Source organism: Mariprofundus aestuarium (genome assembly GCF_002795805.1).
GTDB classification, from domain to species: Bacteria; Pseudomonadota; Zetaproteobacteria; order Mariprofundales; family Mariprofundaceae; genus Mariprofundus; species Mariprofundus aestuarium.
Window position 1 is genome coordinate 951,100 of the sequence record NZ_CP018799.1, and the last position, 26,466, is coordinate 977,565.

26 protein-coding genes are annotated in these 26,466 nt (G+C 52.4%); 23 read left to right on the forward strand and 3 right to left on the reverse strand.

What is annotated here, in order from left to right:
• Positions 1-10: 10 nt before the first annotated feature.
• The 22 genes from Ga0123461_RS04730 to Ga0123461_RS04835 all read left to right on the forward strand — a co-directional run bounded on the left by Ga0123461_RS04730 (position 11) and on the right by Ga0123461_RS04835 (position 22,254).
• Positions 11-721, forward strand: coding sequence for a pyridoxine 5'-phosphate synthase (locus Ga0123461_RS04730; protein ID WP_100278684.1), 711 nt, complete (start codon positions 11-13; stop codon positions 719-721).
• Positions 721-1,113 (forward strand): holo-ACP synthase, encoded by a 393-nt coding sequence (gene acpS / locus Ga0123461_RS04735; RefSeq protein WP_100277276.1) that lies wholly within the window; start codon positions 721-723, stop codon positions 1,111-1,113. The genes Ga0123461_RS04730 and acpS overlap by 1 nt, the downstream gene beginning before the upstream one ends.
• The gene (locus Ga0123461_RS04740; RefSeq protein WP_232710422.1) at positions 1,097-1,513 is read left to right on the forward strand and encodes a VanZ family protein; all 417 of its coding nucleotides are present in this window, start codon (positions 1,097-1,099) and stop codon (positions 1,511-1,513) included. Before acpS ends, Ga0123461_RS04740 begins: the two co-directional genes overlap by 17 nt.
• Before the next feature lie 50 nt (positions 1,514-1,563).
• A complete protein-coding gene (locus tag Ga0123461_RS04745) occupies positions 1,564-3,132 on the forward strand; it encodes an NAD(P)H-hydrate dehydratase (protein WP_100277278.1) in 1,569 nt (522 codons plus the stop codon).
• A gap of 34 nt (positions 3,133-3,166) precedes the next feature.
• Positions 3,167-3,553, forward strand: a complete 387-nt coding sequence (sdhC, locus tag Ga0123461_RS04750) for a succinate dehydrogenase, cytochrome b556 subunit (protein ID WP_100277279.1) — start codon at positions 3,167-3,169, stop codon at positions 3,551-3,553.
• Positions 3,550-3,909 carry a succinate dehydrogenase, hydrophobic membrane anchor protein gene (sdhD, locus tag Ga0123461_RS04755; protein WP_100277280.1) on the forward strand — a complete coding sequence of 120 codons (360 nt, stop codon included), beginning with the start codon at positions 3,550-3,552 and terminating at the stop codon, positions 3,907-3,909. Before sdhC ends, sdhD begins: the two co-directional genes overlap by 4 nt.
• A 160-nt stretch (positions 3,910-4,069) precedes the next feature.
• Complete coding sequence (gene sdhA / locus Ga0123461_RS04760) at positions 4,070-5,869, forward strand: succinate dehydrogenase flavoprotein subunit (RefSeq protein WP_100277281.1); 1,800 nt, start codon at positions 4,070-4,072, stop codon at positions 5,867-5,869.
• Positions 5,869-6,579: a succinate dehydrogenase iron-sulfur subunit gene (locus Ga0123461_RS04765; protein WP_100277282.1), complete on the forward strand. Its 711-nt coding sequence runs from the start codon at positions 5,869-5,871 to the stop codon at positions 6,577-6,579. The genes sdhA and Ga0123461_RS04765 overlap by 1 nt, the downstream gene beginning before the upstream one ends.
• A 10-nt stretch (positions 6,580-6,589) precedes the next feature.
• Positions 6,590-6,820, forward strand: a complete 231-nt coding sequence (locus Ga0123461_RS04770; RefSeq protein ID WP_232710373.1) for a succinate dehydrogenase assembly factor 2 — start codon at positions 6,590-6,592, stop codon at positions 6,818-6,820.
• Entirely contained in the window at positions 6,811-7,545 is a 735-nt protein-coding gene (locus tag Ga0123461_RS04775) for a DUF1573 domain-containing protein (protein WP_100277283.1), read from the forward strand. Before Ga0123461_RS04770 ends, Ga0123461_RS04775 begins: the two co-directional genes overlap by 10 nt.
• A gap of 222 nt (positions 7,546-7,767) precedes the next feature.
• Complete coding sequence (gene rpe / locus Ga0123461_RS04780) at positions 7,768-8,436, forward strand: ribulose-phosphate 3-epimerase (RefSeq protein ID WP_100277284.1); 669 nt, start codon at positions 7,768-7,770, stop codon at positions 8,434-8,436.
• 198 nt (positions 8,437-8,634) lie between these two features.
• On the forward strand, positions 8,635-9,234 hold the full coding sequence (petA, locus tag Ga0123461_RS04785; RefSeq protein ID WP_100277285.1) for a ubiquinol-cytochrome c reductase iron-sulfur subunit: 600 nt from the start codon (positions 8,635-8,637) through the stop codon (positions 9,232-9,234).
• Between the two features lie 33 nt (positions 9,235-9,267).
• Positions 9,268-10,470, forward strand: a complete 1,203-nt coding sequence (locus Ga0123461_RS04790; RefSeq protein ID WP_100278686.1) for a cytochrome b — start codon at positions 9,268-9,270, stop codon at positions 10,468-10,470.
• A gap of 1 nt (position 10,471) precedes the next feature.
• Entirely contained in the window at positions 10,472-11,167 is a 696-nt protein-coding gene (locus Ga0123461_RS04795) for a cytochrome c1 (protein WP_100277286.1), read from the forward strand.
• 447 nt (positions 11,168-11,614) lie between these two features.
• Positions 11,615-11,884, forward strand: coding sequence for a hypothetical protein (locus Ga0123461_RS04800; protein WP_100277287.1), 270 nt, complete (start codon positions 11,615-11,617; stop codon positions 11,882-11,884).
• Positions 11,885-12,021: 137 nt separating this feature from the next.
• Complete coding sequence (gene alaC / locus Ga0123461_RS04805; protein ID WP_100277288.1) at positions 12,022-13,200, forward strand: alanine transaminase; 1,179 nt, start codon at positions 12,022-12,024, stop codon at positions 13,198-13,200.
• Positions 13,201-13,348: 148 nt separating this feature from the next.
• Positions 13,349-14,677 carry a homoserine dehydrogenase gene (locus Ga0123461_RS04810; protein WP_100277289.1) on the forward strand — a complete coding sequence of 443 codons (1,329 nt, stop codon included), beginning with the start codon at positions 13,349-13,351 and terminating at the stop codon, positions 14,675-14,677.
• 10 nt (positions 14,678-14,687) lie between these two features.
• Positions 14,688-15,746, forward strand: a complete 1,059-nt coding sequence (gene thrC, locus Ga0123461_RS04815) for a threonine synthase (RefSeq protein ID WP_100277290.1) — start codon at positions 14,688-14,690, stop codon at positions 15,744-15,746.
• A 56-nt stretch (positions 15,747-15,802) separates the two neighbouring features.
• Positions 15,803-16,636: a threonine synthase gene (locus tag Ga0123461_RS04820; RefSeq protein WP_157819229.1), complete on the forward strand. Its 834-nt coding sequence runs from the start codon at positions 15,803-15,805 to the stop codon at positions 16,634-16,636.
• A gap of 439 nt (positions 16,637-17,075) precedes the next feature.
• On the forward strand, positions 17,076-18,668 hold the full coding sequence (locus tag Ga0123461_RS04825; RefSeq protein WP_198507129.1) for a methyl-accepting chemotaxis protein: 1,593 nt from the start codon (positions 17,076-17,078) through the stop codon (positions 18,666-18,668).
• A 209-nt stretch (positions 18,669-18,877) separates the two neighbouring features.
• The gene (recJ, locus tag Ga0123461_RS04830) at positions 18,878-20,560 is read left to right on the forward strand and encodes a single-stranded-DNA-specific exonuclease RecJ (protein ID WP_100277293.1); all 1,683 of its coding nucleotides are present in this window, start codon (positions 18,878-18,880) and stop codon (positions 20,558-20,560) included.
• A gap of 116 nt (positions 20,561-20,676) precedes the next feature.
• The gene (locus Ga0123461_RS04835) at positions 20,677-22,254 is read left to right on the forward strand and encodes a sensor domain-containing diguanylate cyclase (protein WP_100277294.1); all 1,578 of its coding nucleotides are present in this window, start codon (positions 20,677-20,679) and stop codon (positions 22,252-22,254) included.
• A 12-nt stretch (positions 22,255-22,266) separates the two neighbouring features.
• Here Ga0123461_RS04835 and Ga0123461_RS04840 read toward each other — a convergent pair whose 3' ends face one another.
• Both Ga0123461_RS04840 and Ga0123461_RS04845 read right to left on the reverse strand, forming a co-directional pair.
• On the reverse strand, positions 22,267-22,647 hold the full coding sequence (locus Ga0123461_RS04840) for an RNA-binding S4 domain-containing protein (RefSeq protein ID WP_100277295.1): 381 nt from the start codon (positions 22,645-22,647) through the stop codon (positions 22,267-22,269).
• A gap of 7 nt (positions 22,648-22,654) precedes the next feature.
• The gene (locus Ga0123461_RS04845) at positions 22,655-23,191 is read right to left on the reverse strand and encodes a YaeQ family protein (protein ID WP_100277296.1); all 537 of its coding nucleotides are present in this window, start codon (positions 23,189-23,191) and stop codon (positions 22,655-22,657) included.
• A gap of 187 nt (positions 23,192-23,378) precedes the next feature.
• Here Ga0123461_RS04845 and prfB point away from each other — a divergent pair.
• Positions 23,379-24,504 (forward strand): peptide chain release factor 2 gene (gene prfB / locus Ga0123461_RS04850; RefSeq protein ID WP_157819230.1). Its coding sequence is split into 2 segments (ribosomal slippage): positions 23,379-23,453 and positions 23,455-24,504, totalling 1,125 coding nucleotides; the frame shifts between segments, so codons are not numbered across the junction.
• A gap of 91 nt (positions 24,505-24,595) precedes the next feature.
• Here the strand turns inward: prfB and typA are convergent.
• Positions 24,596-26,413, reverse strand: a complete 1,818-nt coding sequence (gene typA / locus Ga0123461_RS04855; protein ID WP_100277298.1) for a translational GTPase TypA — start codon at positions 26,411-26,413, stop codon at positions 24,596-24,598.
• Positions 26,414-26,466: the final 53 nt, after the last annotated feature.

Sequence of the window (26,466 nt, forward strand, 5' to 3'; positions counted from 1 at the left end):
AAGGTCTATGATCAATCTTGGTGTAAATATCGATCACATTGCCACAATCAGGCAGGCACGCGGCACAAGTTATCCCGATCCGCTGGATGCGGTCCCGGTCTGTATGGCAGGTGGTGCCGGCAGCATTACCGCACACTTGCGCGAGGATCGTCGTCATATTCAGGATCATGATATTGAGCGGCTTGCCGCTATTGATGGCCTGCACCTGAACATGGAGATGGGGGCGACCGACGAGATGGTGGCAATCTGTGAGCGCTTGAAGCCCGCAGCCTGCTGTCTGGTACCTGAAAAGCGTGAAGAGTTGACCACTGAAGGTGGTCTCGATGTTGTTGGTCATCAGGAAAGGCTGACAGGCATTGTCGGGCGCTTGTCGGCGGCAGGCGTGCGCGTATCGATGTTTATTGATCCGATTCCTGCCCAGATTAGGGCAAGCAGGGAGATCGGTGCGGCGGTGGTTGAGCTGCACACGGGCCATTATGCGAACCTGACAGGCGAGGCGCAGGCCAAAGAGTTAATGGCACTCACCGAGGGTGCGAAACTGGCCAGAGAGCTTGGTCTGATTGTGCATGCAGGTCACGGGCTGACGGTTGAGAATACACCGGCGATCTGTGCCATTCCCGAGGTTGAGGAGCTTAATATCGGCCATGCCATTATTGCCGATGCAGTTTTCAAAGGGTTGCATCAGGCGGTAGCCGATTTCAGGGCGGTCATGGTTCGCTAATGGCGATTGTAGGCATCGGCACCGACCGGGTAGTCATTGCCCGCATTGCATCCTCGATTGAGCGGTTCGGGGATCGTTTTATCCAGCGCGTCTATACCGCGGCGGAGATAGATCAGGCTAGAGCCAAGGGTAATGTTGCGCGCAGGCTGGCTATGCTCTTTGCTGCCAAGGAGGCTGCATCCAAGGCGCTGGGTACAGGCTTCCGCCACGGTATCAGGCTGCAGGATATCGAAACGATTCATCAGTCATCCGGTAAGCCCGAGATTACCCTGCACGGCGTAGCTGCCAGTATGGCGGCTGATCTTGGTATTGAAACAGTTCACCTGTCACTGACAGATGATGATGGCATCGCCATGGCCTTTGCTATTGCAGAGGGTGGTCATCACGCTTAAACCGATCAGGCCGATTGGTCACGCCTGGTTCTGGGGGCTGTTGCTGACCTGTTATTGTGGCCTGATCTTCTACCTCTCCAGTCGATCCATGTTGCCGGTTCCTGATCTTTTCAGTATGCAGGACAAGCTGATTCATGCGGCTGCATATGCTCTGATGGCCTTGCTGTTCTGGAATGCTGGCAGAAATTATGTCACTGCTCATTCACATTTCACCCTTGAAAAACTTCTTCTGGTGACTGTTGTTTTTTGTGCCTTGTACGGTGCCAGCGATGAGTGGCATCAGTCGTTTGTGGCTGGTCGTGACGCCAGCCTGTTTGACTGGCTGGCCGACACACTCGGGGCTCTGCTATTGACACTTACCCTTTGGAGAAGAGAGGCTGGGGTATTAGAACGCGAGTAAAAGCTTAAGAGGGTGCGGTTGATCGGCAACCCTCAGGGCAGGGGGGATAAATGGGCATAACCCGTATTTTAACCGCCGCTCAGATGCGCAAGGCGGATGAGATTACAATTGCATCAGGCCTGTCAGCCTTTGATCTGATGGACAGGGCGGGTCGAATTGTTGCCAACTCGGCGCTTAAGTGTGTTCCCGACTATAGCCGTATCGTAGTCATTGCCGGCCCCGGCAATAATGGTGGCGATGGCTTTGCCGCCGCATGCCACCTGCGTAAATACCGTATTCCCGTGACAGTCGTCAGTCTTGTTCCTGTGGATTCACTCAGTGGTGAACTTAAGAAGCATGCCAACCTTGCTGTCAAAGCCGGTGTGAAGGTCAGAGAGGCTACATCGCTTGGTGCCATTGGTGAGGTGGAGCGCTGGCTCAGTCGCTCTTCGATCGTGATTGATGCCATTTTCGGCACCGGCCTCTGCCGAGGGCTGGGTGGATTGATGGCCGAAGTGGTCGCCAAGATAAACGCCTGTGACAGGCCCGTGTTCAGTATCGATATTGCCAGCGGCATCTGCTCCGATAGCGGGGTGATCCTTGGGGTCGCAGTCAAGGCGGATATGACGCTGCCCATTGCTGCCACCAAATGGGGGCACTGGCTTGCCGAAGGTCGGGACTATACTGGTAGGCTGCTCGATGTGGCGGACATCGGTATTAGTGATGATGCTATTGAGGCATCATGGCGTGAAACCTGTGACTGTGATGATGAACAAGAGCGCTGTTTCTGTGTTAACAGTGCAAGCCTTATCAATGACGAATACTTGAAAGCTGCCTGGCCGCCACGCCCGCGACTCTCACATAAAGGCTACTTTGGACATGTCTGGGTGTTCGGTGGCTCGGTAGGATTTACCGGGGCGCCACAGCTTGCAGGATTGGGCGCGTATGCTGCCGGTGCTGGGCTGGCCAGCATTATCTGCCCCGATGAGGTTTGGCCGATTATCGCTTCGGCCAACCTTGAGGTGATGACGCATCCCGAATCCTCCAGCGCATGGCAAAAGGCCGATGCAATCGTAGCAGGTCCCGGATGGGGTCTGGAGCGCGGCGAGCTTCTCAGCAGGCTGCTCGATACGGAAAAGCCATTGGTTGTAGATGCGGATGCTCTCAATATGGTTGCCGCCAACCCTGCCTTGCAGAGTAAGCTGGCCAATCGAACTGCCCTCACCGTCATTACCCCGCACCCTGGCGAGGCGGCACGACTGCTTGAAAGTGATATTGGAACTGTTCAGGACGATCGTAAACAGGCCGTTCTTGACCTGGTACGCAGGTACAGATGCTGGGTGGTGCTCAAGGGTTCGGAAACACTTGTTGCTTCGCCTGATCGTGATATCTATCTCAATCCGTTCGGCTCACCGCAGCTGGCCATTGCTGGCTCCGGCGACGTGCTCGCCGGCATGATCGGCGCTCAGCTTTCACGCCAAAAAGGGGATGGTGCAACACTTGGTGAACTGATCTCATCGACCGTGGCTCTACACGCCAAGGCTGGTGCGAGGGAGGGGTGGTATCTTCCAGGTGAACTGGCTAAGCTTGTCTCTGAAGTACGCCAGAACCTTGAAAGGGGTGATGGAAAGGAGAAGTGATGGCGGCCATTTCTGTTGTCTCGTGTGTTTATAGATGCAGCATCAGTTAAAAACGTCAGAGCGTCCGCTCTCTCCACGTCTTACTATCTATCGCTGGCAACCCGGCATGATTGCCAGCCTTGCCCATCGTGCCAGTGGTTTGGCGCTGGTTCTATTTGTGCCCCTCTATCTCTGGCTGCTACGTGGCATGACCGGTAGCACGGAGCAGTTTGATGCCACCTCCATCTGGCTGCATTCGGGGTGGGGTAAGTTATTTCTATGGATGGTTGGTGTATCGCTGGCCTACCACTTCTGTAACGGCATCCGTTTCCTCTGTATCGACACCGGCTGGTTTGAGAGTCGTTCAGCGATGCGTACCAGTGCTTTCATTGTGCTGGGGCTGGCGGCCATCATTGGCCTGCTTCTGCTGGTGCTGTTATGAGGTCGGTTAAGGAGCCGGGAGCAGCCCATGACGGCTTCTCCGACTGGTACTGGCAGCGACTCTCGGCCGTAGTTCTGCTGCTGCTTTTGCCGCTGCCGTTTTTCCTGCTTGTGTCAGTTTATAGTGGCAGCCTCGATCAGCAGGGGTTGCTCGATATTATCGACCATATCTACTCCAGGGTCCTGCATACCATTCTTATTCTGGCGCTGATTGTGCACGCTTATGTGGGGCTCAAGGTCATACTTGAGGATTATGTGCATCGCATCTTCTGGCGCGTACCGTTGATCGGGACAATGCTGGTGATGATGGCCGGTTTTGGCATCTGGTGGTTAGCACTGATATGGGCATGGGCGTGAAAACAGCTACTCATCGCATCCATCTATCGACCGCCAGCCGCGTTACTGCTGTGCTCGTATGCTCACGTATTGCTCAATACGCTCCGTTTCTCCGCTCATTGCGTCTTGCTGGCGACCAAAATACAGACACGCTGAATAGCTCTTTAATCGAGGTGAATGCATGACCTATCTGTCCAGTGATCAGGTCACCAACCATTTTCACGATGTTGTGATCATCGGTTCCGGTGGGGCAGGCATGCGCTGTGCACTGCAGCTAGCTGATGCGGGACACCGTGTTGCCATCGTTACCAAGGTGCTGCCGACGCGCTCTCATACAGTAGCAGCTCAGGGCGGCATTAACGCATCACTGGGTAATGTACTCTCCGATAACTGGCAGTGGCACATGTATGATACGGTCAAGGGTTCTGACTACCTCGGTGATCAGGATGCGATTGAATATATGTGTCGCGCAGCTCCCCGTATTGTGCGCGAGCTGGAACATCAGGGCGTACCCTTTTCCAGGTTGGATAATGGCACGATTTATCAACGTGCTTTTGGAGGTCAGTCCCGCGAGTTCGGTGAGGGTGGGCAGGCGCTACGCACCTGTGCGGCAGCTGACCGTACAGGTCACGCCATCCTGCATACGCTCTACCAGCAGAACCTGCGTGCTGGCACCCATTTTTATGAGGAGTTTTTTGCCCTCGATCTGATCACCGATAACGATGGCTGTCACGGTGTTATGGCCTGGGATATCGCGGCCGGTACTTACCATCTCTTTCAGGCCAAGGCGGTGATTCTTGCCACCGGCGGGGCAGGGCGTGTGTTCAAGGTGACCACCAATGCCCATATCTGCACGGGCGATGGTGGTGCACTGACACTGGATGCCGGACTGCCGATGGAGGATATGGAGTTTTTCCAGTTTCATCCCACCGGTATTGCCGATGTCGGCCCGCTGATTACCGAAGGTGTACGCGGTGAGGGTGGTTACCTGCTTAACGGTGAGGGTGAACGATTTATGGAGCGCTATGCGCCGACTGCCAAGGATCTTGCCAGTCGCGATGTGGTGTCGCGGGCCATTGCGCTGGAAATTCGTGAGGGCAGGGGGTGTGGCCCCAAAAAAGATCATGTACTGCTCAAGCTCGACCATCTGGGTGAGGCGCTGATTCACGAGCGCCTGCCCAATATCTATGAACTGGCGCTTCGTTTTGCCGGCGTCGATTGCACCAAGGAGCCAATCCCGGTTCAGCCTACCATGCACTACACCATGGGAGGCATTCCAACCAATCGCCATACTGAAGTCCTATTTACCGATGGGGAAAACCGGGAAGCTGTGTTTCCGGGGCTCTATTCGATTGGCGAGTCCGCGTGCGCATCAGTTCACGGAGCCAATCGATTGGGTGGTAACTCGCTGCTGGAGATCGTGGTGTTTGGCCATGCTTGTGGGGAGCGGGTGAACGAGTTCCTGCAGGAGCGCCGTTATCATCCGCCTCTGGATCCGGAATGCTGGAGGCCAGCAGTGGAGAGGGTTGAGCGCTGGTTTAATTCGGTTGCTAAAGATGAAAGTGGTCCACGGATTGGCGATGTGCGTGCCCGCATGCAATCAATCATGTCCGACCATTTCAGTGTCTACCGGACAGAGGATGTGATGCGTGAAGGGGTGGAGATGATCGAGGCGGTGGCTAAAGAGATGTCGACCGCCCGCATCGTCGATGGTTGCCGTCTGTTCAATACCGAGCTGATCGAGGCGATGGAGTTGGAAAATCTGATGGCACTGGCCCGCGTTACGGCAGCCGGTGCACTGGCACGCACGGAATCACGTGGGGCCCATGCGCGCGATGATTGCCCGGAACGTGATGATGAGAAGTGGCTGAAGCATACGCTGGCCAGCATCAAGGGTGGCAGCGTTGAGCTGGATTATAAGCCGGTACGTTTGAAACCGATGACAATAGAGTCGTTTCCACCCAAAAAGAGGGTGTATTGATGAGTGAGATGATCCGGCTTTCGGTATTCCGTTATGACCCTGAAAAGGGTGGTAAGCCATCCATGCAGGCCTTTGAAGTGCCTCTGCTGAACAGTGGCATGAAATTGCTCGATGCCCTCAACTATATCAAGTGGGAGCTGGACGGTTCGCTTACTTATCGGCGCTCCTGCGGCGAGGGTATCTGCGGCTCCGATGGGCTTAACATAAATGGTGTGAACGGACTTGCCTGTATTACACCGATTGTGGGGCTGAAACAGCCGATTCATGTGCGGCCGCTACCAAGCATGCATGTGATCCGCGATCTGGTGGTCGATATGGACCACTTCTTTGATCAGTACCGCCAGATTCAGCCGTGGCTGCAGACAAAAACACCGGTTCCCGAGCATGAGCGGCTGCAGTCACCTGAGGATCGCGCCAGGCTGGATGGTTCATACGAGTGTGTCCTCTGTGGTTGCTGTTCCACCTCGTGCCCGTCATGGTGGTGGAATGGTGACCGCTTTCTGGGGCCTGCAGCGCTGTTGCACGCCAACCGCTGGATTGTCGACTCCCGTGATGGAGCGACCGGTGAGCGTCTTGATCAGGTGGAGGATGCATTTCGTCTCTACCGCTGCCATCAGATCATGAACTGTATGGAGGCGTGTCCGAAAGAACTCAATCCGACGGCGGCAATTAACCATATCAAGCGCAAGCTGTTAGCGCGCAAATCTTAGTCGTCACATTGTGGTGAAAGATACGGAAGTGAACCTTCGCCGTATGCGCTATCGGCTGAACCGACAGGGCATGCTGGAACTGGATGCATGGCTCTCCCCACTGCTTGATGCCAATACGGAAGATGAGAAGGTGGCGTCAGCTATCGAGACGTTGCTACAATGCGAAGCGCCCCAGTTGCAGTCCATGATGATGGGGCAATGTGAAATTCCTGAAGCTTTGGAGAAGTGGTTATGCCGGTAGTTGTTCGATATCTGATGCCTGTTTTGCTGGCGCTGATGCTCTCCTCCTGCGCAGAGCAGTCCAGGGGGGCAGTGAAGCAGGAAATAGTCGAGCCTGTAGCTCAGGCTTCCACTCTGGTGTTTGAACCTGCTGATGTTGATCTGGGCACCTTGAAGGAGGGCGACGATGTAGTTGCTTACCTGCGCGTACGCAACTCCGGCGAGACCATACAGCAGATTGTCGATGTGCAGACCTCTTGTGGTTGCTCCGTGGCTGAGCCTGAGGAGTCGCTGCTGATGCCCGGTGGTTTTACCCGCATACGAGTGACGATCGATACCTTTGCCAAGCAGGATGATATCAGGAAATGGGTGTTGCTGACCGATGCCGATGGTAAAACAAGCAAAGCTTGGCTTACCTTTGCCGTGCGCCCCAACCCGCACATGGGTGCTACACAGCGTTCAATTTTTGATGGCAAATGCGCCGCTTGCCACTTTGAACCGGCCAAAGGCAAGGTGGCCGGTATCGATATTTTCAGGGCGGTCTGCGCGATGTGTCACGGCGACAATGGGGCTGGCGGCGTGGCACCGTCCCTCAGGCATATTCGCGACCGGGATATTCTCACAACGCTGATTGCCAATGGCACAGGTTCGCAACATATGCCCGGATTTGCTGCATTTGCCGGCGGCCCGCTCACTGAAAAACAGGTGTCTGCACTGAGTGAATGGTTATCCAAGCTGGACGAATAGGCCGTAAATCGCTATTTTTCCGGGCCTCGATTAAGGAGACGCTAATTCATTGGCATCCTGCCAATAATCAGTACGCAAAAGCAAAAGCGTCGTTTTTTCTTTTGCTCACAAACTAACCACTTACGTGGCCAGTTTGGCAACCCGTCCATGGGCTGCACGGAGTCACTGAATTAATCAGCGTTTCCTTAATAATGAGACATACATAAGAAGAGGGGCCTTTCCATGAAGAAAGATACTGTAATTGCACCGTCCATTCTGTCGGCTGATTTCGCACGTCTGGGCGATGAGATCGCTGCTGTTGATAAAGCTGGCGCGGACTGGATTCATTTTGATGTAATGGATGGAACTTTTGTGCCTCCGATTACTATTGGTGACAATATCTGCAAAGCGATTCGCAGTTACACCGACAAGCCGATTGATGTGCACCTGATGGTAGAGCATCCGGATACGCAGGTAGAGGCATTCGCCAATGCCGGTGCAGACATTATTACTGTGCATCAGGAAGCATGTGTCCATCTTGAACGTACCTTGCAGTTGATTCGCTCTTACGGTAAAAAAGCAGGTGTGAGCCTGAATCCTGGCACACCGGTTTCCACTATTAAAAATGTACTGCACTGCGTCGATCTGGTGCTGTTGATGAGTGTGAACCCGGGTTACGGTGGTCAGTCTTATATTTATGCAGTAACCGATAAGATTCGCGAAGCACGCAAGATGCTGGATGATGCCGGTTCTGACGCCTGGCTGGAAGTAGATGGTGGCGTGAATGTGAAGACTGCTGCTGAAGTAGGTGCCGCTGGTGCGGATGCAATCGTAGCTGGCTCTGCAGTTTACAATACGGATGATTATGCCAAGGCAATCAAAGAGATCAGGGATCTTGCCGACGGCGTGTAATTGACCCGCTAAAAATTAAGGTTACTTTCCGTGAAATGATGACCCGTCAGCGTAACAACTGGCGGGTTTTTTTCTTTTGTAGTGCGCTTGTGAATGGGGTAAGGTTTCACGTCATCTAAATGTTGACCGTCAGTCTGGAGGCTGATAGTCATTCATCCTTTAGATTGAGTCTGAAAATGTAAGAGGGGAGGAGAGTCTATGACAGATCAAGCAGATCAGTCGCGCCGTAATTTTCTTTACGTTGCCGCGGGTGGTTTAGGAGCTGTTGCTGCAGGTGCTACTATTGTTCCGTTTATCGGCAGTATGTTACCAGCAGCAGATACACTGGCTGCATCGAAAACTGAATTTGATGTATCTACTGTAGAGGCTGGTCAGCTTGTCACTATTCAGTGGCAGGGAAAACCGGTATTTGTAGTGCATCGTACACCAGAGCTGTTGAAGCAGGTGGATGGCCACGACGATAAACTTAAGGATGCCAATTCCGAAGCTATTGCCGAAGTTCAGCAAGCATGGATGGATACGCCTGAAGCACGTAAGTATCGTGCGATTAAACCTGAATACCTGATTGTAGTGGCAAGCTGTACACACCTGGGTTGTATTCCGCTGTTTAAACCAAGCGCAGGCCGCAAGGACTGGGGCGATTCCGTTCCTGAGGATTGGGCTGGTGGCTGGCATTGCCCATGTCACGGCTCCTACTACGATTTATCAGCGCGCGTTATCAATGGATCACCTGCACCGCATAACCTGCACGTGATGCCATACGAATATAAAACCGACACTACAGTAGTGATCGGATAATTCAGGGGGAGGGAAAAAGTGTTAGATAAAATCATGAAAACACAGCTGTTCGCCTGGATTGACAAGCGAACTGGTGCTGAGGCGATTATCAAGTCTCAGTTGACGGAATATCCGGCACCTAAGAATCTGAACTACATGTGGAACTTCGGTTCCTTGGCACTGCTGGTGCTGGTTCTGCAGATTCTTACCGGTATTTTCCTGGTGATGTATTACAAGCCTTCGGCTGAAGCGACATTCGGCGGATTCACCGTCGCATTCGATTCTGTTGAACGCATCATGCGAGATGTAAACTTCGGTTGGCTGATCCGCTATATGCATGCGGTTGGCGCTTCGATGTTCTTTGTTGTGGTCTATATGCATATCGGTCGTGGCCTCTACTACGGTTCATTCAAGGCTCCACGCGAACTGTTGTGGATCATCGGTGTTGTCATTCTGCTGATTATGCAGGGTGCTGCCTTCTTTGGTTATCTGCTGCCTTGGGGTCAGATGTCCTTCTGGGGTGCAACCGTAATTACCAATCTGTTCGGCGCGATTCCTGTGCTGGGTGAGTATATTGGCCAGGTTCTGGTCGGTGGCTTTGCAGTTGGAGATCCAACGCTGAACCGTTTCTTCTCGCTGCATTATCTCTTCCCGCTGCTGCTGGCGGCTATTGTTGGCGGACATGTCCATGCACTGCATGTGGTTCACTCCAACAACCCTGACGGCATCGATCTGCACAAGCCTGAAGAGATGATTCCGTTCCATCCTTACTACACCATCAAGGATGCATTCGGCGTAGCCTTCTTCCTGCTGTTCTACTGCTACATCGTATTCTTCAACCCGCAGATGGGTGGTTACTTCATTGAAGTGGATAACTATGTGCCTGCGAACAACCTGCAGACACCTGCGCATATTGCGCCGGTATGGTATCTCACGCCTTGGTACACCATCCTGCGTTCGTTCGAAAGCAAGCTGTTGGGTGTGGCTGCCATGGGTGCCTCTCTCGGTATCCTGTTTGTGCTGCCATTCCTCTGCCGCTCTGCGGTTCGATCGGCCCGTTTCCGTCCCGTCTACAAGATCATGGTTATCATGTTCTTCATTGATGTGATCGTACTGGGTTACTGTGGTCACTCGGCTCCTACAGCTACACTGAAGGTGGTTGGGCAGATTGCGACGGCATATTACTTCCTGTTCTTCCTGGCGCTGCCAATATTGCCGAAGTTCGAGAAGACAAAGCCAGTACCGGAGGGGATTTAAGATGAAAACGACTAAATTCTTGATGGCAATGGTTGCTGCAGCCTTGATGGGCTTCTCAACACAGGCTATGGCCAGTGGTGGTGGTGCTGCGCTTGAGCACGCCGAAGTGGATATGACAGATCAGGAGCAGTTGCGCCGTGGTCTCACAGTATTCACCGACGTCTGCATGGGCTGTCATTCAGCTAAGTATCTTACCTACCGTGGTCTGATGGCTTATCCTGAGCTCGGCCTGACACGCGAAGAGGTGGATGAGCTTCGTGGTGAGAAATCACTGATGGATGGCATGAAGTCTGACCTTTCGGTTGAAGATGCTGTGGTCTCCTATGGTAAGGCTCCACCTGATCTTTCACTGATCGTTCCTGGCCGCCGTGGTGGTGCAGACTATGTCTACTCACTGCTAATCGGTTACGAGCACGATCATGAGGGCAAGGTGCCGGATGGTAACTGGAACAGGGTCTTCCCTGGTAATCGTATTGCCATGCCGGATCCACTCTCATGGTTGGATCATGAAGCTGATGAAGAAGCTGAATTGAGGCAGCAGGCGCAGGATGTATCTGCGTTTCTGGCCTTCATTGGTGATCCGCATCAGAACACCCGCCGTGCTATTGGCTGCTGGGTAATGGGCTTCCTGCTTCTTCTGACTCTCGTACTGTGGCGTCTGAAAGTAGAAGTCTGGAAAGATGTAAAGAAACACTGATCTGAATAGTTCAGTATCATGAGAAGGCCCGCCATTATGGCGGGCCTTCTTTTGTTTCGACTGAGGATCATTGTCCGATAAATAAGGGTTTCATAGGAAGAGGGGGCAAATTCCGGATTGAGGTGTTGTTATTGTTATTTGATACTGCTGGCTTACCCGTCCAGCAGGAGCTGCAGTCCTCTGTGTTGGATGGCGCTAATTATGTTATTAACTCAGATGTAACCAGCAGTAGCAGTATGAATAAGATGCAGATGATGATCTGAAAGCGTTTGAGCCAGAAGTTGTTCATTTGTTTTCTCCCGCAACATGAACGATTTTATTCCTATTATAGTACAAGTGTTAAAAAACGGAAAAAAGCAGCTCTCTGTTGAACTGCCCATGATTAAAGTTGATACTATCAACACACTTTTTTGATCTATCATGGAATCTGAATACAGGGGTAAAAGCATGCTGAGCATTATTCTGGACATTGGCTGCGGCTATTTAATTGCGCGCTATGTCAATCATATCTGGCTTGCCCTTCTGGCCTCGCTGGCCGGCGGTGCTGCCATCGCAATCGGGGCAAATATACTCATATATGCTACAGCATCTGACCCATCTACTGCTGAAGAGATCATGAGAAGAATTGCATCAGGCGTCATTTTACATCCGCTTGTGATTCTTGTTGCACTGCTTCTGTTTCGCAGAAAGAGAAATGAAGCCTCCTCGAACCAGTAGACATCATCAAAGAGCAGTGAAGTTGTGTGGCTGTACTTCTAACCTGTAAATTTACCCTTCCTTGACCGTAATCAGCCTGCTTCGTAGTCTCAGCACCCTTTTGAGGATTACCTTTCAGCGGAGAAAAAACCTTATTCATGCGCGAATTTGAAAAGATCAAACGCCTTCCTCCTTACGTGTTTGCAGTTGTTAACCAACTGAAAATGGAGCTTCGCCATGCTGGTGAAGATATTATCGATCTTGGTATGGGTAATCCGGACCAGCCAACACCGCAGCATATCGTCGATAAACTGTGTGAGGCAGCCCAGGATGGGCGCAATCACCGCTACTCGATGTCCAAGGGCATTCCGGGGCTGCGCAAAGCAATCTGCGGTTGGTACAAACGTAAGTTTGATGTCGACCTTGACCCTGAAACCGAAGCGATTGCATGCATTGGTTCAAAAGAGGGGCTGGCGCATCTGGCTGTGGCGATCACATCACCCGGCGACCTGATCCTGACCCCGAACCCGGCATACCCGATTCACCCCTACGGATTTATTATCGCAGGAGCCGATATCCGCCATGTGCCGATGGGTCCGGATCGTGACTATTTCGGTGATATTGAAAAGGCGGTGAAAGATTCGTGGCCGCGCCCGAAGATTCTGGTGGTTAATTTCCCGTCCAATCCGACTGCACAAGTCGTTGATCTCGACTTTTATGTGAAGCTGGTTGATTTTGCCCGTGAGAATGATCTGATCGTCATCTCCGATATCGCTTATGCCGAGATCACCTTTGACGGTTATAAATGCCCATCCATTATGCAGGTGCCGGGGGCCAAGGATGTGGCGGTTGAGTTCTACTCACTCTCCAAGACCTACAATATGCCGGGCTGGCGCATGGGATTCATGGTAGGTAACAGGGATATTGTCGCGGCCCTTGGCAAGATTAAATCCTATCTCGATTACGGTACCTTTCAGCCCCTGCAGATTGCTGCATGTGCAGCACTCAATGGGCCTCAGGATTGTGTGGATGAGATTCGAGCCATGTACCAGTCGCGAAGGGACGTACTGATCAGCGGCATGCACCAGATGGGCTGGATGGCTGAGAAGCCAAAGGCATCGATGTTTGTCTGGGCTGAGATTCCCGATGAGTTTAAATCCATGGGTTCGCTGGAGTTCTCCAAACGGTTGATGAAAGAGGGTGGCGTATCCGTCTCCCCTGGCATCGGCTTTGGCGATTACGGTGATAACCATGTGCGTATTGCGCTGATTGAGAACGAACACCGGACACGTCAGGCGCTGCGCGGCATGCGACAGTTCCTTAATTCCGGTTCGTAAGGAATAGATTTTTTACCCTAAGGCACGAAGAAAAGATGGCGTGCATGTTGAGTTAATTGAAAGTTTTTACTCTGTGTCAAGGTGAATTGCACTTGAGCAAGAGAAGGTGCCCTGGGGTGCTTTGTGGATCATGGTTTGGAGAGTATAAATGACTGAATTGAGAGTAGGACTACTGGGGCTTGGCACGATCGGTGTTGGTGTGGCCCGTATCCTGATCGAGCAGAAAGAGCTGATAAGCCGCCGCCTTGGCAAAGAGGTGAGGCTTGTTGCTGCTGCTGATCGTGATCTGGCAACAGATCGTGGCCTCGACTTTTCCGATATTCGCCTGAGTGATGATGCCAATGATATTGTTACTGCTGACGATGTTGACCTGGTCGTTGAGTTGATCGGTGGTTATGAGCCAGCGCGCAGCTTTGTGATGACGGCACTTGAGCATGGGAAACATGTGGTTACCGCCAACAAGGCGCTGATTGCCAAACATGGCGAGGAGCTGTTTCCTGTTGCTGCAGAGAAAGGGCTTCAGATCGGCTTCGAAGCGGCTGTCGGTGGCGGTATTCCGTGCATGAAGGCGCTGCGCGAGGGACTTGCTGCCAACGCGATTGAATCGGTTTACGGTATCCTTAACGGTACCTGTAACTTCATCCTCACCAAGATGGAGAATGAGGGTGCCGATTACGCCGATGTTCTCAAAGAGGCGCAGGCGCTCGGGTATGCCGAGGCTGATCCGACATTTGATGTCGAAGGAATCGATACCGCCCAGAAGCTCTCTATTCTGGCGGCCATGGCTTTCGGTTCGAAGATCAAGTTTGAAGAGGTGTTTACCGAAGGTATCAGCAAAATCACAGCTGCGGATATCGAATCGGCCCACGAGATGGGTTATCGTATCAAGTTACTGGGCATCGCCAAGCCGCACGGCGCCGAAGGTGAAGTGGAGACTGTTGAGATGCGTGTGCACCCGACGCTGGTGCCCCTTGCTTCCCAGATGGCACAGGTTTCCGATTCCTATAATGCGGTACAGATCTCGGGCGACTTTGTTGAACACACCATGTATTTCGGTCGCGGTGCAGGCGAGCGTCCAACGGCTTCGGCTGTGGTCGCTGATATCATGGATATCGCCAGTGGTTTCCCCGATGGTATTGCCCATCTGGCGCCGCCTATGGGTTTTGTGCAGAGCTCGCGTCGGGACAAACCGACCATGCCGATGGCTGACACGGAATGTGAGTACTTCATCCGCCTGATGGTGAAGGATAAGCCGGGTGTTATTGCATCGGTGACCTCGATCCTGGCCGACCATCGCATCAGTCTTGAAGCGCTGATCCAGAAGGAGCGTCACGCAAGCCATAATGTGCCGATTGTCATGCTGACGCATGAAACAACCGAAGGAAACCTGCAGGCGGCGATCAGCCGTATTACCGGCCTTGAAGCCGTAGAAGAAGATGACGTGTTGATTCTGCGTAAAGAATCAGCCGTTGCATAAGGAATAGACTATGCCTCGATACGAAGGAATCATTAACCGTTACCGTGCATTTCTGCCCATCGCTAAAGATGATGCGGTTATCACACTTTATGAAGGCAATACGCCGCTGCATGAATCGCACAACCTGCGGAATGCGATCAATCCTGAGCTGAGCATATTCCTCAAGTTCGAGGGCTTGAATCCGACTGGCTCGTTCAAGGACCGTGGTATGACCATGGCCGTAACGCAGGCCTATAATGAAGGCTCACGTAAAATCATATGTGCCTCTACCGGTAATACCTCTGCCTCTGCCGCTGCCTATGCAGCTAACTCAGGCATGGAAGCCTATGTGCTGATTCCCGATGGCAAGATCGCGCTTGGTAAAATGAGTCAGGGTATGCGCTATGGTGCCAAGGTGATCCAGATTCGCGGTAACTTCGATGATGCTCTGGAGCTGGTACGGGAGATTTCAGCTGATGGTTCGATCTCACTGGTGAACTCGGTGAATCCGTACCGTATTCAGGGTCAGAAGACTGCATCATTCGAGATTGTTGATGAGCTCGGTTTTGCACCGGACTTCCACGCATTGCCGGTCGGCAATGCTGGTAATATCACCGCCTACTGGCTGGGGTATAAAGAGTATCATGAGAAGCGCATCAGCAAGAGCCTGCCGAAGATGCTCGGTTTCCAGGCTGCTGGTTCTGCTCCGATCGTTCTGGGGCATCCGGTTGAGAACCCGGAGACTATCGCTACGGCGATCCGTATCGGTAAACCTGCATCATGGAAGCAGGCGGAAGCTGCGCGTGATGAATCCGGTGGTGTGATCGATGCGGTGACCGATGAAGAGATTCTCGAAGCGTATAACATGCTGGCCTGTCTTGAAGGTGTATTCTGCGAGCCTGCATCAGCTGCATCTGTGGCCGGTATTATCAAGCTGAACAAAGCCGGTTACTTCCAGCCAGGCCAGACCATCGTCTGCACCCTGACCGGCAATGGCCTGAAAGATCCCGATACGGCCATGAAGGGTGTTGCCACACCGGTCACCATTGATGCCAATGAAGATTCGGTACGCCGGGCCCTGGAGTCGTAATCACAGACTCAATGCTGATTGTCAGTCAGGCATTAATAAGGAATCAGGATGGGGTTATGCTCCATCCTGATCTTTTTTTATGGGACAAGCAGTTCACCTCCCGCAAACAGTCATGGTTTCATTGCGCTGATCGTACTCCCCTTGAATGGTATGCAGCTTTGCTGGGAGCAGATCCGACACTATTACTGGCAAACAAGGTTTTAAACCTGCCAGCAGAAACAACACAGTGTTGGACGGTTACCCCATATCACGCCCAGTTGACACGCGACTCCATAAGGGTCTATCCCGAAGGGCTGTTTCCATGGTCGCAAGAGGATGCAGCATGGTTATGCGGGAAGCTTAATCCGCTGCTTTGCGAGGAGGGGATGAGCCTTCACCAGCTTGGTGCGGCACTGCTGCTTGCCTGTCGTGAAACACTCAATGCCAACCCTCTCTCCTTTGCCGCCATCTCTGGTAAAATGCTGCCTAATCGTCACCACGAAGGGGCAGACGGCGGCAGGCTTAACCGTCTGATGTCCGAGATTCAGATGGTACTGCACCAGTTTCAGCCAGAAGCACGACAAGTGGATGTGAGTGGGCTCTGGTTCTCCGACCCTGCCCGATGGCCTCAACCGGGAAATGAGAGTGCGGTTGCTGTGGCGACGCGCAATCCGTTGCTGGCTTCGCTTGTCGATGGTCGTGATGCGAAGGTGGTAATAAGCGAGGTTGAGCGTTTTGCTGAGCTTGTGAATCCTGATACCAATTTGCCGAAACGGGTGCTGCTGGCTGGAGAGGGGCATGCGGTACTGCTAACCAAGTCGCTGATGCCGAAGTTTGGCAAAGTCTCATGGAATCCGAAGTCACCGAAACCTGAATCCGATCTGTTCGCATATGTGCGGGCGTGGGTATAAAGCTACCTGAAGCCTGTTAAACCATTGTCTGTATATTAACAGGCAATAATCTGAAAGAGCCTGATGCAGCAATGAAAAATATTCCGATGCCAATAATTATTAGCCCGATGCAATCGCCGTAATGCCACTGATCAGGACTCTTCCTGTTTCTGATATTCTCTATGGGTTGAATAGAGCCTTGCCTGCCAAAATCAACATGCCAGATGGAAATTAAGCACCCGTTTCTGGACCTTATGTAATAGCCGTAGTTTCTGAAGTGGGTAATCTCCAGAAAGCATGCAAACAATGGCATAGAAGATGCTTGTCATGTTGTGCCAGTAGCTAGCAAACCGGATCCAAGTCGTTTATCCATTAAGGAATGTGAAATTTCTTCCGATAGATGGACAGATGCAGTTAGGTAGAAGCTTAGTGAATCCAATTCGATGCCATGAGGATGTTTATGAAAAAGAATTTACCAGTGACACAGCAAGAAAAAGAGTTTGATGCCAAGGCAAACATTCTTTCCACTACAAACCCAAAGGGTGTTATCACCTATGTGAATAAAGACTTTATTGATATCAGTGGCTTCACCAATGATGAGCTTATCAATAAGAATCATAATGTTGTAAGGCATCCGGACATGCCGGAGCTGGCATTTGCTGACCTCTGGGCCACTATAAAATCAGGAAAATCATGGATGGGGGTCGTGAAGAATCGTTGCAAAGACGGCAGTCATTACTGGGTTAATGCATTTGTCACACCAATCATGAAAAATGGTGCTATTGCTGAGTTTCAATCTATTCGAAGCAAGCCGGATCGTAGCCTAGTTAAGCATGCTGAGCGGTTTTATAAGAAGATAAATTCAGGCTCCCTGCCATGGTATTTCAATATTCCTGTGCCGGGATTAAAGAGCAGGCTTGTCGGTGCTGTTGCCTTGATGCTTTATGCGGTGCTCTTCCATCTAGTTGAAGGTATCGAACCAGATGCAGCATGGCAGGGGCTTGGCATGGGCGTGTTGATGTCAGCGGTGATGATTTATGCCATTTCATGGCCATTTACAAAACTTTTAGCCGCATCCCGCAAGGTGGTTGATAATAAGGTGATGCAGTACGTTTATACCGGTCGCCGGGATGATATGGGTCAGATTATGCTGGCTATGAAGCTGCTGGAAGCAGAAGGCGGCGGTATTGTAGGTCGTTTGGCGGATTCATCCGAGCAGATTGCCGGTGATTCCGAGCAACTTCGGCATGCGGTCGATCAGAGCCATCAGGGACTTGAAGCAATGTTCTCTGAAACCAATCTTGTGGCAACTGCCATGACAGAAATGACATCCAGCATTCAGGAAGTGGCGCGTAATGCTCAGGATGCATCGGAAGCAGCAAATAACGCACATGAGCAAACATCTATTGGCAGCCAAATTGTTAATGAGGCAACAGGGAAAATTAATGATCTGGCAGCTCTGGTGGAAGAGTCTGCCGGTGTAATAAGAGACTTGGAAAAAGAGAGTGATGAAATTAGTAATATTCTCACGCTCATTCGTGAGATCGCCACGCAAACCAGTCTGTTGGCATTGAATGCAACCATAGAGTCGGCTCGTGCTGGTGAGGCAGGTAAAGGCTTTGCCGTGGTTGCCTATGAGGTCAAGACTCTGGCTACCAATACGCATGAAGCAATCGTAGAAATTGAGAATATGATCAGCAACCTCCAAGGCCACTCCAAATCAGCTGCGGAAAAAATGGTGGATGGCCAGAAACAGGCTCTGGATACAGTAGAGCAGTCAAAGAAAGTGGCAGAATCTCTGGAGGCAGTTGCTTCTGCAGTCGGCATGATTAACAACCTGAATTCACAGATTGCCACGGCTGTTGAAGAGCAGGGGGCGGCAGCTGAAGAGATTAACCGAAGTGTACTGTCGATTCGCAATGCTTCCGAGTCCAATATGGAAGCTTCTACTGAGACTGAAGCATCCAGTAGCTCCCTGAATAACCTTGCTCAGGAACTGAAAGGGCTAGCTGACCAGTTCTGGGACAAGCGGATCGAGGCTAATTCTAAGTAGAATACAGCCTGATAAAGGATTGGAGATGACCTGTCCCTCAATTTAGGGGCAGGTCTCATTATTGGGTATAAGTGGTTGTCATGGTGGTGAATCGGAGGGAGTCTTCCGAACAGATCATGACAATCACCTGTTTTCATAAATTACACACTCTAAGCGCCGTTATATCTCTCAACACTCTCCTGAATTCGTTGCTGAAGGGGGAGGGGTAGATGCTGCCAGAGGGGAATACGGTTAAAGGGCGCAAACTTGCATGGCGCAATGGTTCACTGGTTGCTGATGATCCGGTGACGGCATGGGATGGTCTGCTGGCAGCGCGTGGATTGAGCGAGGCGGACCCCTTCTTTTCACCCAAGCTTGCTGATCTACCTGATCCCTTTGTCATGGCTGACATGAGCAAGGCCGCAGCGCGCGTGAGTGATGCAGTGGTGAATGGTGAATCGATTCATATCTTTGGTGATTTTGACGCTGATGGCGTCAACGGCACTGCGATACTCGTTGAATCGCTGCAAGCGGCAGGGGCCAATGTGACCTTCTCGATTCCGCATCGCGCTGATGATGGACACGGTATCGGTGTCGAGCCGGTTCAGCAGGCGTTTGCTGCAGGGACCCAGCTCGGTATCAGCGTTGATACCGGAACCACCTGTTTCGATGCCTGTGATGAGGCAACCCGCCTTGGTCTTGATCTGATTGTCAGCGACCATCATCTACCGGAAGCCTCGCTTCCCGGCTGTTTTGCACTGCTTAACCCGGCCCGTAGCGACTGCGGCTTTGGTGATCGAAGGTTGTGCGGTACCGGTGTCGCCTTCTTCCTGTTGATGGCGGTCTGGAAATTGCTCGGTGAGAAAGGGCAACGCCCCGCGTTCGATCTGCGTCTTCTATTGGATCGCGTGGCTGTGGCAACCATTGCCGATGTGATGGACCTGATAGGCGTGAATCGCATTCTCGTTTATCACGGTTTGAAAAAGCTTAATACCGATCCATCGACCGGTATGCGGGCACTGCTCAATGTCGCCAAGGTGAAAAAAGAGGTGACGGCTGAAACGGTCGGTTTCTATATTGCGCCGCGCATTAACGCGGCAGGTCGCCTGCAGCATGGTGAGGCGGCGATGCGGCTGCTCTCCACATCTGATGCTGCCGAAGCGGCTAAGCTGGCTGCTGAGCTGGATGAAACGAATAAACAGCGACGTCAGGTTGAGGCTGAGGTTTTCAAGCAGGCCGAGGCCAAGCTGGGTGGGGCGAAGGTGCTGGCTGTCTATGATGAGGCCTGGCATGCCGGTGTGGTGGGTTTGGCAGCGGGCAGACTTGCCCGTAAGCACGGCAAACCTGCAGCGGTTGCTTTCGTAACGCCGGATGGTGCTGTGAGGGCCTCTTTGCGCGGTAGCCCGGGTTACCACGTAGGTGACCTGTTAAATGCGTGTGGCGAGCATCTGGATGGTTTTGGCGGCCATGCGGGAGCCGGTGGTGGCACCATCAAGTCAGGTCAGTGGGATGGCTTTGTCGCTGCGTTCGAAAAAGCGGTTGATGAGCAGGAAGAGCATGGTGCTGATCACATGCTGCTGCCTGTAGATGGTCTGCTTGGACTAACTGCGATGCACATTGCGCTGGCTGAGCGTTTGTCACGGTTCAACCCTTTAGGGCGCGGCAACCCTGCATGCACATGGCTGGTGAATGATCTGCATATCGCCGACCGGCGTGATCTTAAGGGGGGTGTTTGCCGTTTGAAACTGACCGATGGATCCAGCTGGATCGATGGCATTGTGTTTGGTGCCAATGGTTTTGGTGATGCCATTCAGCCCGGCCTGACAGTTTCTGTACTGGGCCAACTGCAGAAGGATGAATGGCGAGGCAATGGCGCAGTGCAGTTTGTCATCGAGGATCTGATACCAGCCTAATCGCCGCTTTTTATAGCTTCTCCATGCTGTCAGAGAGTGGATGGCAGCTTATTGCAGTCTGGAATTTATCAGCCATTCATCCTATACTAGTCAGTAGTTCGCTATAGGAGGGCATTATGGTGTTACCTGACCCTGCTGCTTCTGTTGATCGCCCGCCTGAAAAGCCTAAGCTTAAATGGGCAGTTCTGGTTCCCTTCTCCGCAGTGGTCGTGCTTGTTGTTGCACTTTTCGCTTATACGACCTATCGGCAGCAGCAGCAGGACCTTGAGCATGAAGCAAGGCGGGTCAGCTCCTCAATCCAGTATCTTTACCAGAAGGGGCTCTTTGACCATGCCGAGATTCTGGCGGCGGCCACTGAGAGCATTGTTAATAACGAGCTTATGGCTGCGGCCCTGATTCGCAATGATCGCCAGCGGCTACTGGTGCTTAGCCGCAAACATTTTTCCGATATAAAAGCGAAGTACGGCATCACCCACTGGTATTTCACCGACAAGAGTCGCGTCAACCTGTTGCGTGTACACCAGCCCAAACGTCACGGTGATAAGATTAATCGCTTCACGATGATGGAAGCTGAGCGTACCGGATCGGCGTCCTACGGCATGGAGATCGGTCCTCTCGGTACCTTTACACTGCGCTATGTCTATCCCTGGTATGTTACTAATGGGGAGACATCCACGCTGATCGGCTACGTTGAAGTGGGCATGGAGGTCGAACACCTGTTCGACGAGATTGAGAATATGATGGACGTCGGTATCTCTGTGTTTATCGAGAAGTCGCTGCTGACCCGTGAGCGCTGGGAGGAGGGGGTGAAGATGCTCGGTCGCGTGCCGAACTGGGATCGCTTCGAGAATCTGGTATCCACCGCATTCCGCCAGGAGAAGGTCTCCGCACCACTGCTTGATCAGTTTGCCAGCGGAGGAAGGAGCGTTGATATCAAGCCTCTTGATATGGCAAGTGGAGAGATCAATTTCAGGGTGGTTCCGGTATCGCTCAAGGATGTGCGCAAGGAGCATATCGGGTTTGCGGTGGCCTTTATGGATATTACATCCAAGTCGATGGCAGCCCGTGGCAAGGTGATCACGGCGCTTGCAATTGCCATTTTTGTAGGACTTTCACTCTTCGCCTTCTTCTACCGGCTGCTTGGTGAGACCGAAAATAGGCTGCTCAAGGCGGATGAGAAACTCAGGGAAATGGCTACGCATGACGGCCTTACCGGGCTGCTTAACCATCGCATGTTCCAGAACCAGCTGGAGATAGAGAGCCAGCGTGCTGCCCGTTACGGCAAGCAGGTGACAATGCTGATGATTGATGTCGATTTCTTTAAAAAGGTGAACGACAACTACGGCCACAGCACCGGTGATTTCGTGCTGAAACGGATCAGTAAACTGATCACGGATCAGTGCCGAAATATTGATACGATTTGCCGCTATGGCGGTGAAGAGATCGCGGTGCTTCTGCCTGAGACGCCATTGGAGGAGGGGGTGCATGCCGCCGAGCGCATCCGCATGCATATAGAAAGTGACACCTTCGAAGGCTCCGGTATCGAGAACCTGAAGGTATCAGCTAGTATCGGCGTTTCCGCATTTCCTTCACATGCAGGCACACCTTCTGAGCTGGCCCAGAGTGCCGACAATGCGCTTTATGTGGCCAAGGAGAGTGGTCGCAACAAGGTGGTGGCAGCAGAGCAGGCTTAATAAGTCCGCGAATTAGTCCTCTCTTCTTACAAACCTGATAATCTGGCGTCGGGCTTTTTTGTCCGGGCGCTTCCTTGGTGCAGGCGCGCTGGCTGCATCAAAACGTCGCAGCTCTTTCTGCCTCTCCCTCGCCTTCAGGCTCTCTTCGCTCTCTTCATAGAGTGTTTTCGCAATGGTGGCCGAACCTCTTTTCTCCGCAAGCCCGGTTACGGTTACGGTGAATGCTTCATCACCGCGCACGATGCTCAGGAGGTCGCCAACTGACACCTGCTTGGATGCCTTGACGCGTTCGCCATTCATCTGCACATGGCCACCGCCAACCATCTCGGTGGCCAGACCCCGCGTTTTGAAAAACCTGGCCGCCCAGAGCCATTTGTCGATACGTACAGCCATCGGCGGGTTATTTGGTAGTGCTGGGCGTCACTTCAAGGGAGCGCTCGCCATCGGAGATCAGGGTAGTGCCATCCTGAATGGTGAACTGCAACTGCATGGTGCGCTGGCTGAATCCAGCCAGCGTTGCCATCGTTGCATCATCCACATTAAAGATGCGCAGGTTGCTGAATCGCTGCAGTTTATTCTGCATCTTCTCCCACCACATCTGCGCGCTGTTACGGTTATAGGTGTAGATGATCACCTGCTGTGAACGGCCACAGGCGCGGCGGATGCGCTTTTCATCGGGCTGGCCAAGGTCGATCCATAACTCAATCTCATCACTGAGGCTTTTAACCCACAGGTCGGGTTCATCTTCGCTGCTCAGCCCCTTGGTAAAGGAGAGTCTCTCGTCCGCATTCAGTGCAAAGGCGAGGATGCGCAACATCATGCGCTCATCGTTCTCTGATGGATGGCGGGCGATGGTCAGGGCATGGTCGTTATAGTAGTTGCGATCCATGTCGGTGATCTGGAGCTCAGCTTTGAAAATAGTGGATTTAATGGCCATGGCGGCTTCTAGGCCAGATCGCTGGCTTGAGCAAGAGTGAAGATGGAGACTTGAAAGATAAAGGGGGTAATTACCTTCTGGTTTGTGGGGAAATGAAGTGCTTTTACCATACATATGGTTGATTTGATTGAGCGAATATGTACCTTCCACATCCTCCCGAAAGGGGCTGTTTTTGCTGGAGTTGACGATGAATATTGAAGATAGAATTGCAGGTTTCAGGACGCGGGCGGAAGATTTCAACCGTCGTCTGGATGCCATGCGGAGGTCACTTTGACGTCGATGCCAAAGAAGAGGAACTGCGCGAGCTAAACGCACGCATCGAAGATCCGACTTTGTGGGATAATGCTGAGGAGGCACAGCGCCTGATGCAGGAGCGTGCCCGGGTCGAAAGGGTGATCAACGAATACAAGCGGGCCTCCAGCGAGCTGGAGGATGCCTCCATGCTGTTTGAGATGGGGCTGGAAGAGAGTGATCGCGACTCCCAGATCGAGGCCGTGGAAGGACTGGATGCTGTCCAGCCTCAGGTTGAAGCGCTGGAGCTTGCCCAGATGCTGGGTGGTGAAACCGATGCCGAGTCAGCCTTTCTTGATATCAATGCCGGTTCCGGTGGCACCGAAGCACAGGACTGGGCTGAGATGCTGTTGCGCATGTACCTTCGCTGGGCTGAGCGCAAGGGATTCAAGACCGAGTTGATGGAGTGTACCGCCGGTGAAGAGGCGGGTATCAAATCGGCTACTGTATCGATCAAGGGCGAATATGCTTATGGGTTCCTGAAGGCAGAGATTGGCGTGCACCGGCTGGTGCGTAAATCACCGTTTGATTCGGGTAACCGCCGCCACACCTCATTTTCATCGGTGTTTGCGTTTCCTGATATTGAGCGTGAGATCGACATTGATATTGATCCATCCGATGTGCGGGTAGATACCTATCGCGCCAGTGGTGCCGGCGGTCAGCATATCAATAAGACTGACTCGGCAGTTCGTCTGACCCATGTCCCGACCGGTGTCGTGGTGCAGTGTCAGAATGATCGCTCGCAGCATAAGAACAAGGCCGCGGCTTGGAGCATGCTGAAGGCACGTCTTTACGAGCGCGAAGTTGAAATGAGGAATTCCGAGAAGCAGGCGCTGGAGGATACCAAGACCGATATCGGTTGGGGTCACCAGATTCGCTCCTACGTGCTGGATCAATCGCGCATTAAGGATCTGCGCACAGGTATGGAAACCGGCAACACGCAGGCTTTTCTGGATGGCGACATTGATGCCTTCATTCAGGCAGAGCTGATGGGTATTCGAAGGGGTGAAAACAGCGAGTAAGAATCTGGAAGAAGAGCTGCGGAATTGCTTTATTCACAAATAAAAAAAGGCGCCTCTACGAGGCGCCTTTTTTACTGCTTGTCTCTTTTACTTAAGAAGCGCGTGGTGTTGCACGTTTGCGCTCATTCTCTTTGAGGAAACGCTTGCGCAGGCGGATCGATTTAGGAGTGATCTCTACCAGTTCATCATCTGCAATGAACTCGATAGCACGCTCCAGACTCAGTTTCATAGGCGGAACCAGATCAATGGACTCATCCTTACCTGATGCACGTACGTTGGTCAGTTTCTTCTCCTTGATCGGATTCACTGTCATATCTGAATCACGGCTGTTGATGCCGATGATCATGCCTTCATACAGCTTCTCACCAGAGCCGATAAACATCTTGCCGCGCTCCTGTAGTTTCCACAGGGCAAAGGCAACGGACTCACCATTCTCCATGGAGATCAATACGCCGTTGGTACGGCCCGGCAGAGCGCCGACATACGGTCCGTAGGCGTGGAATACATGATTCATGATACCAGTGCCACGGGTGTCGGTGAGGAATTCAGAGGTGTAGCCGATCAGGCTGCGGGTAGGGGCCATGAACTCAATGCGGGTATAACCGTCTGCATTGGTCTCCATCGAGGTCATTTCAGCACCGCGTTTGCCCAGCTTTTCAATAACCGAGCCCTGATACTCTGACTCCACATCAACGGTCACGTGCTCGTATGGCTCCTGTTTAACGCCATCGATCGTGCGGATAATTACGGTAGGGCGTGATACAGCCATCTCGAAACCTTCGCGACGCATGGTTTCCAGCAGGATGCCGATATGCAGCTCGCCTCGGCCTGATACCTTATAGATGTCGGCTGAGTCAGTCTCTTCTACACGCATGGCCACATTGGTGCGGATTTCACGCATCAGTCGGTCACGAATCTGGCGGGTGGTGATCAGCTTGCCTTCAGTGCCAGCCAGCGGTGAATTGTTGACATGCAGTTCCATGGAGAGCGTTGGCTCATCCACGTGGATTACCGGCAGTGCAATAGGATTCTCTTTGGAGGCAATGGTTTCACCAATGTTAATATGCTCGATGCCGGCAATGGCGATGATGTCACCAGCCTGGGCCTCCTTGATTTCGATGCGGTTGAGGCCAAGGAAACCAAGCAGCTTGGAGACCTTAAAGGTCTCTTTAGAGGAGTCGGCGTGTACAACGGTGATATCTTCACCTGTTTTGATACGGCCGTTGGCGATACGACCGATAACGATACGGCCAATATATTCATCCCAGTCCAGCGTAGTAGCTAGCATCTGCAGCGGCGCATCAGGGTCACCCTCAGGCTCCTGAACATGCTCGATGATGGTGTCGAACAGGCAGGTCAGGTTGTCGGACTTTTCATTCAGATCAAGCATGCCGTAACCGTTCTTGGCCGAAGCATAAACAACCGGGAACTCAAGCTGCTCATCTGTAGCACCAAGGGAGGCAAACAGGTCAAAGGTGAGGTCAACGACAGCATCAGGATCAGAGCCTTCACGGTCGATCTTGTTAATTACAACAATCGGCTTCAGGCCTAGAGCCAGCGCTTTGGAGGTTACAAATTTTGTCTGCGGCATTGGGCCTTCGCGGGCATCAACCAGCAGTACTACACCGTCAACCATGTTCAGAACACGCTCAACCTCGCCGCCGAAGTCGGCATGGCCAGGGGTGTCGATAATGTTGATGTGGGTATCACCGTAGCGGATTGCGGTGTTCTTGGCGGTAATGGTAATGCCACGCTCTTTTTCGAGGTCGTTGGAGTCCATGACACAGGTCTCCATGTCAGCACGGAGTGAATCCATTGTGCCGGACTGCTTCAGCAGTTCATCAACCAGGGTAGTTTTGCCATGGTCAACGTGGGCGATGATGGCGATATTGCGCAGCTTGCGGGACATATGGTGTACCTCTAATCTAAAGTGGCGCGCATAGTAGCGTTTCATCAATTATA

What these genes read in the sequence shown, in the direction of transcription:
- Ga0123461_RS04790 (WP_100278686.1), top strand. Translation starts at nt 9,268, where the DNA reads ATGAAAACACAGCTGTTCGCCTGGATTGACAAGCGAACTGGTGCTGAG.
- recJ (WP_100277293.1), top strand. Translation starts at nt 18,878, where the DNA reads ATGCTGCCAGAGGGGAATACGGTTAAAGGGCGCAAACTTGCATGGCGC.
- typA (WP_100277298.1), bottom strand. Translation starts at nt 26,413, where the DNA reads ATGTCCCGCAAGCTGCGCAATATCGCCATCATCGCCCACGTTGACCAT.
- alaC (WP_100277288.1), top strand. Translation starts at nt 12,022, where the DNA reads ATGCGCGAATTTGAAAAGATCAAACGCCTTCCTCCTTACGTGTTTGCA.
- thrC (WP_100277290.1), top strand. Translation starts at nt 14,688, where the DNA reads ATGCCTCGATACGAAGGAATCATTAACCGTTACCGTGCATTTCTGCCC.
- Ga0123461_RS04825 (WP_198507129.1), top strand. Translation starts at nt 17,076, where the DNA reads ATGAAAAAGAATTTACCAGTGACACAGCAAGAAAAAGAGTTTGATGCC.
- Ga0123461_RS04765 (WP_100277282.1), top strand. Translation starts at nt 5,869, where the DNA reads ATGAGTGAGATGATCCGGCTTTCGGTATTCCGTTATGACCCTGAAAAG.
- Ga0123461_RS04835 (WP_100277294.1), top strand. Translation starts at nt 20,677, where the DNA reads ATGGTGTTACCTGACCCTGCTGCTTCTGTTGATCGCCCGCCTGAAAAG.
- Ga0123461_RS04795 (WP_100277286.1), top strand. Translation starts at nt 10,472, where the DNA reads ATGAAAACGACTAAATTCTTGATGGCAATGGTTGCTGCAGCCTTGATG.
- Ga0123461_RS04800 (WP_100277287.1), top strand. Translation starts at nt 11,615, where the DNA reads ATGCTGAGCATTATTCTGGACATTGGCTGCGGCTATTTAATTGCGCGC.
- rpe (WP_100277284.1), top strand. Translation starts at nt 7,768, where the DNA reads ATGAAGAAAGATACTGTAATTGCACCGTCCATTCTGTCGGCTGATTTC.
- petA (WP_100277285.1), top strand. Translation starts at nt 8,635, where the DNA reads ATGACAGATCAAGCAGATCAGTCGCGCCGTAATTTTCTTTACGTTGCC.
- sdhC (WP_100277279.1), top strand. Translation starts at nt 3,167, where the DNA reads ATGCAGCATCAGTTAAAAACGTCAGAGCGTCCGCTCTCTCCACGTCTT.
- Ga0123461_RS04775 (WP_100277283.1), top strand. Translation starts at nt 6,811, where the DNA reads ATGCCGGTAGTTGTTCGATATCTGATGCCTGTTTTGCTGGCGCTGATG.
- Ga0123461_RS04845 (WP_100277296.1), bottom strand. Translation starts at nt 23,191, where the DNA reads ATGGCCATTAAATCCACTATTTTCAAAGCTGAGCTCCAGATCACCGAC.
- Ga0123461_RS04820 (WP_157819229.1), top strand. Translation starts at nt 15,803, where the DNA reads ATGCTCCATCCTGATCTTTTTTTATGGGACAAGCAGTTCACCTCCCGC.
- Ga0123461_RS04745 (WP_100277278.1), top strand. Translation starts at nt 1,564, where the DNA reads ATGGGCATAACCCGTATTTTAACCGCCGCTCAGATGCGCAAGGCGGAT.
- Ga0123461_RS04810 (WP_100277289.1), top strand. Translation starts at nt 13,349, where the DNA reads ATGACTGAATTGAGAGTAGGACTACTGGGGCTTGGCACGATCGGTGTT.
- Ga0123461_RS04840 (WP_100277295.1), bottom strand. Translation starts at nt 22,647, where the DNA reads ATGGCTGTACGTATCGACAAATGGCTCTGGGCGGCCAGGTTTTTCAAA.
- acpS (WP_100277276.1), top strand. Translation starts at nt 721, where the DNA reads ATGGCGATTGTAGGCATCGGCACCGACCGGGTAGTCATTGCCCGCATT.
- sdhA (WP_100277281.1), top strand. Translation starts at nt 4,070, where the DNA reads ATGACCTATCTGTCCAGTGATCAGGTCACCAACCATTTTCACGATGTT.
- sdhD (WP_100277280.1), top strand. Translation starts at nt 3,550, where the DNA reads ATGAGGTCGGTTAAGGAGCCGGGAGCAGCCCATGACGGCTTCTCCGAC.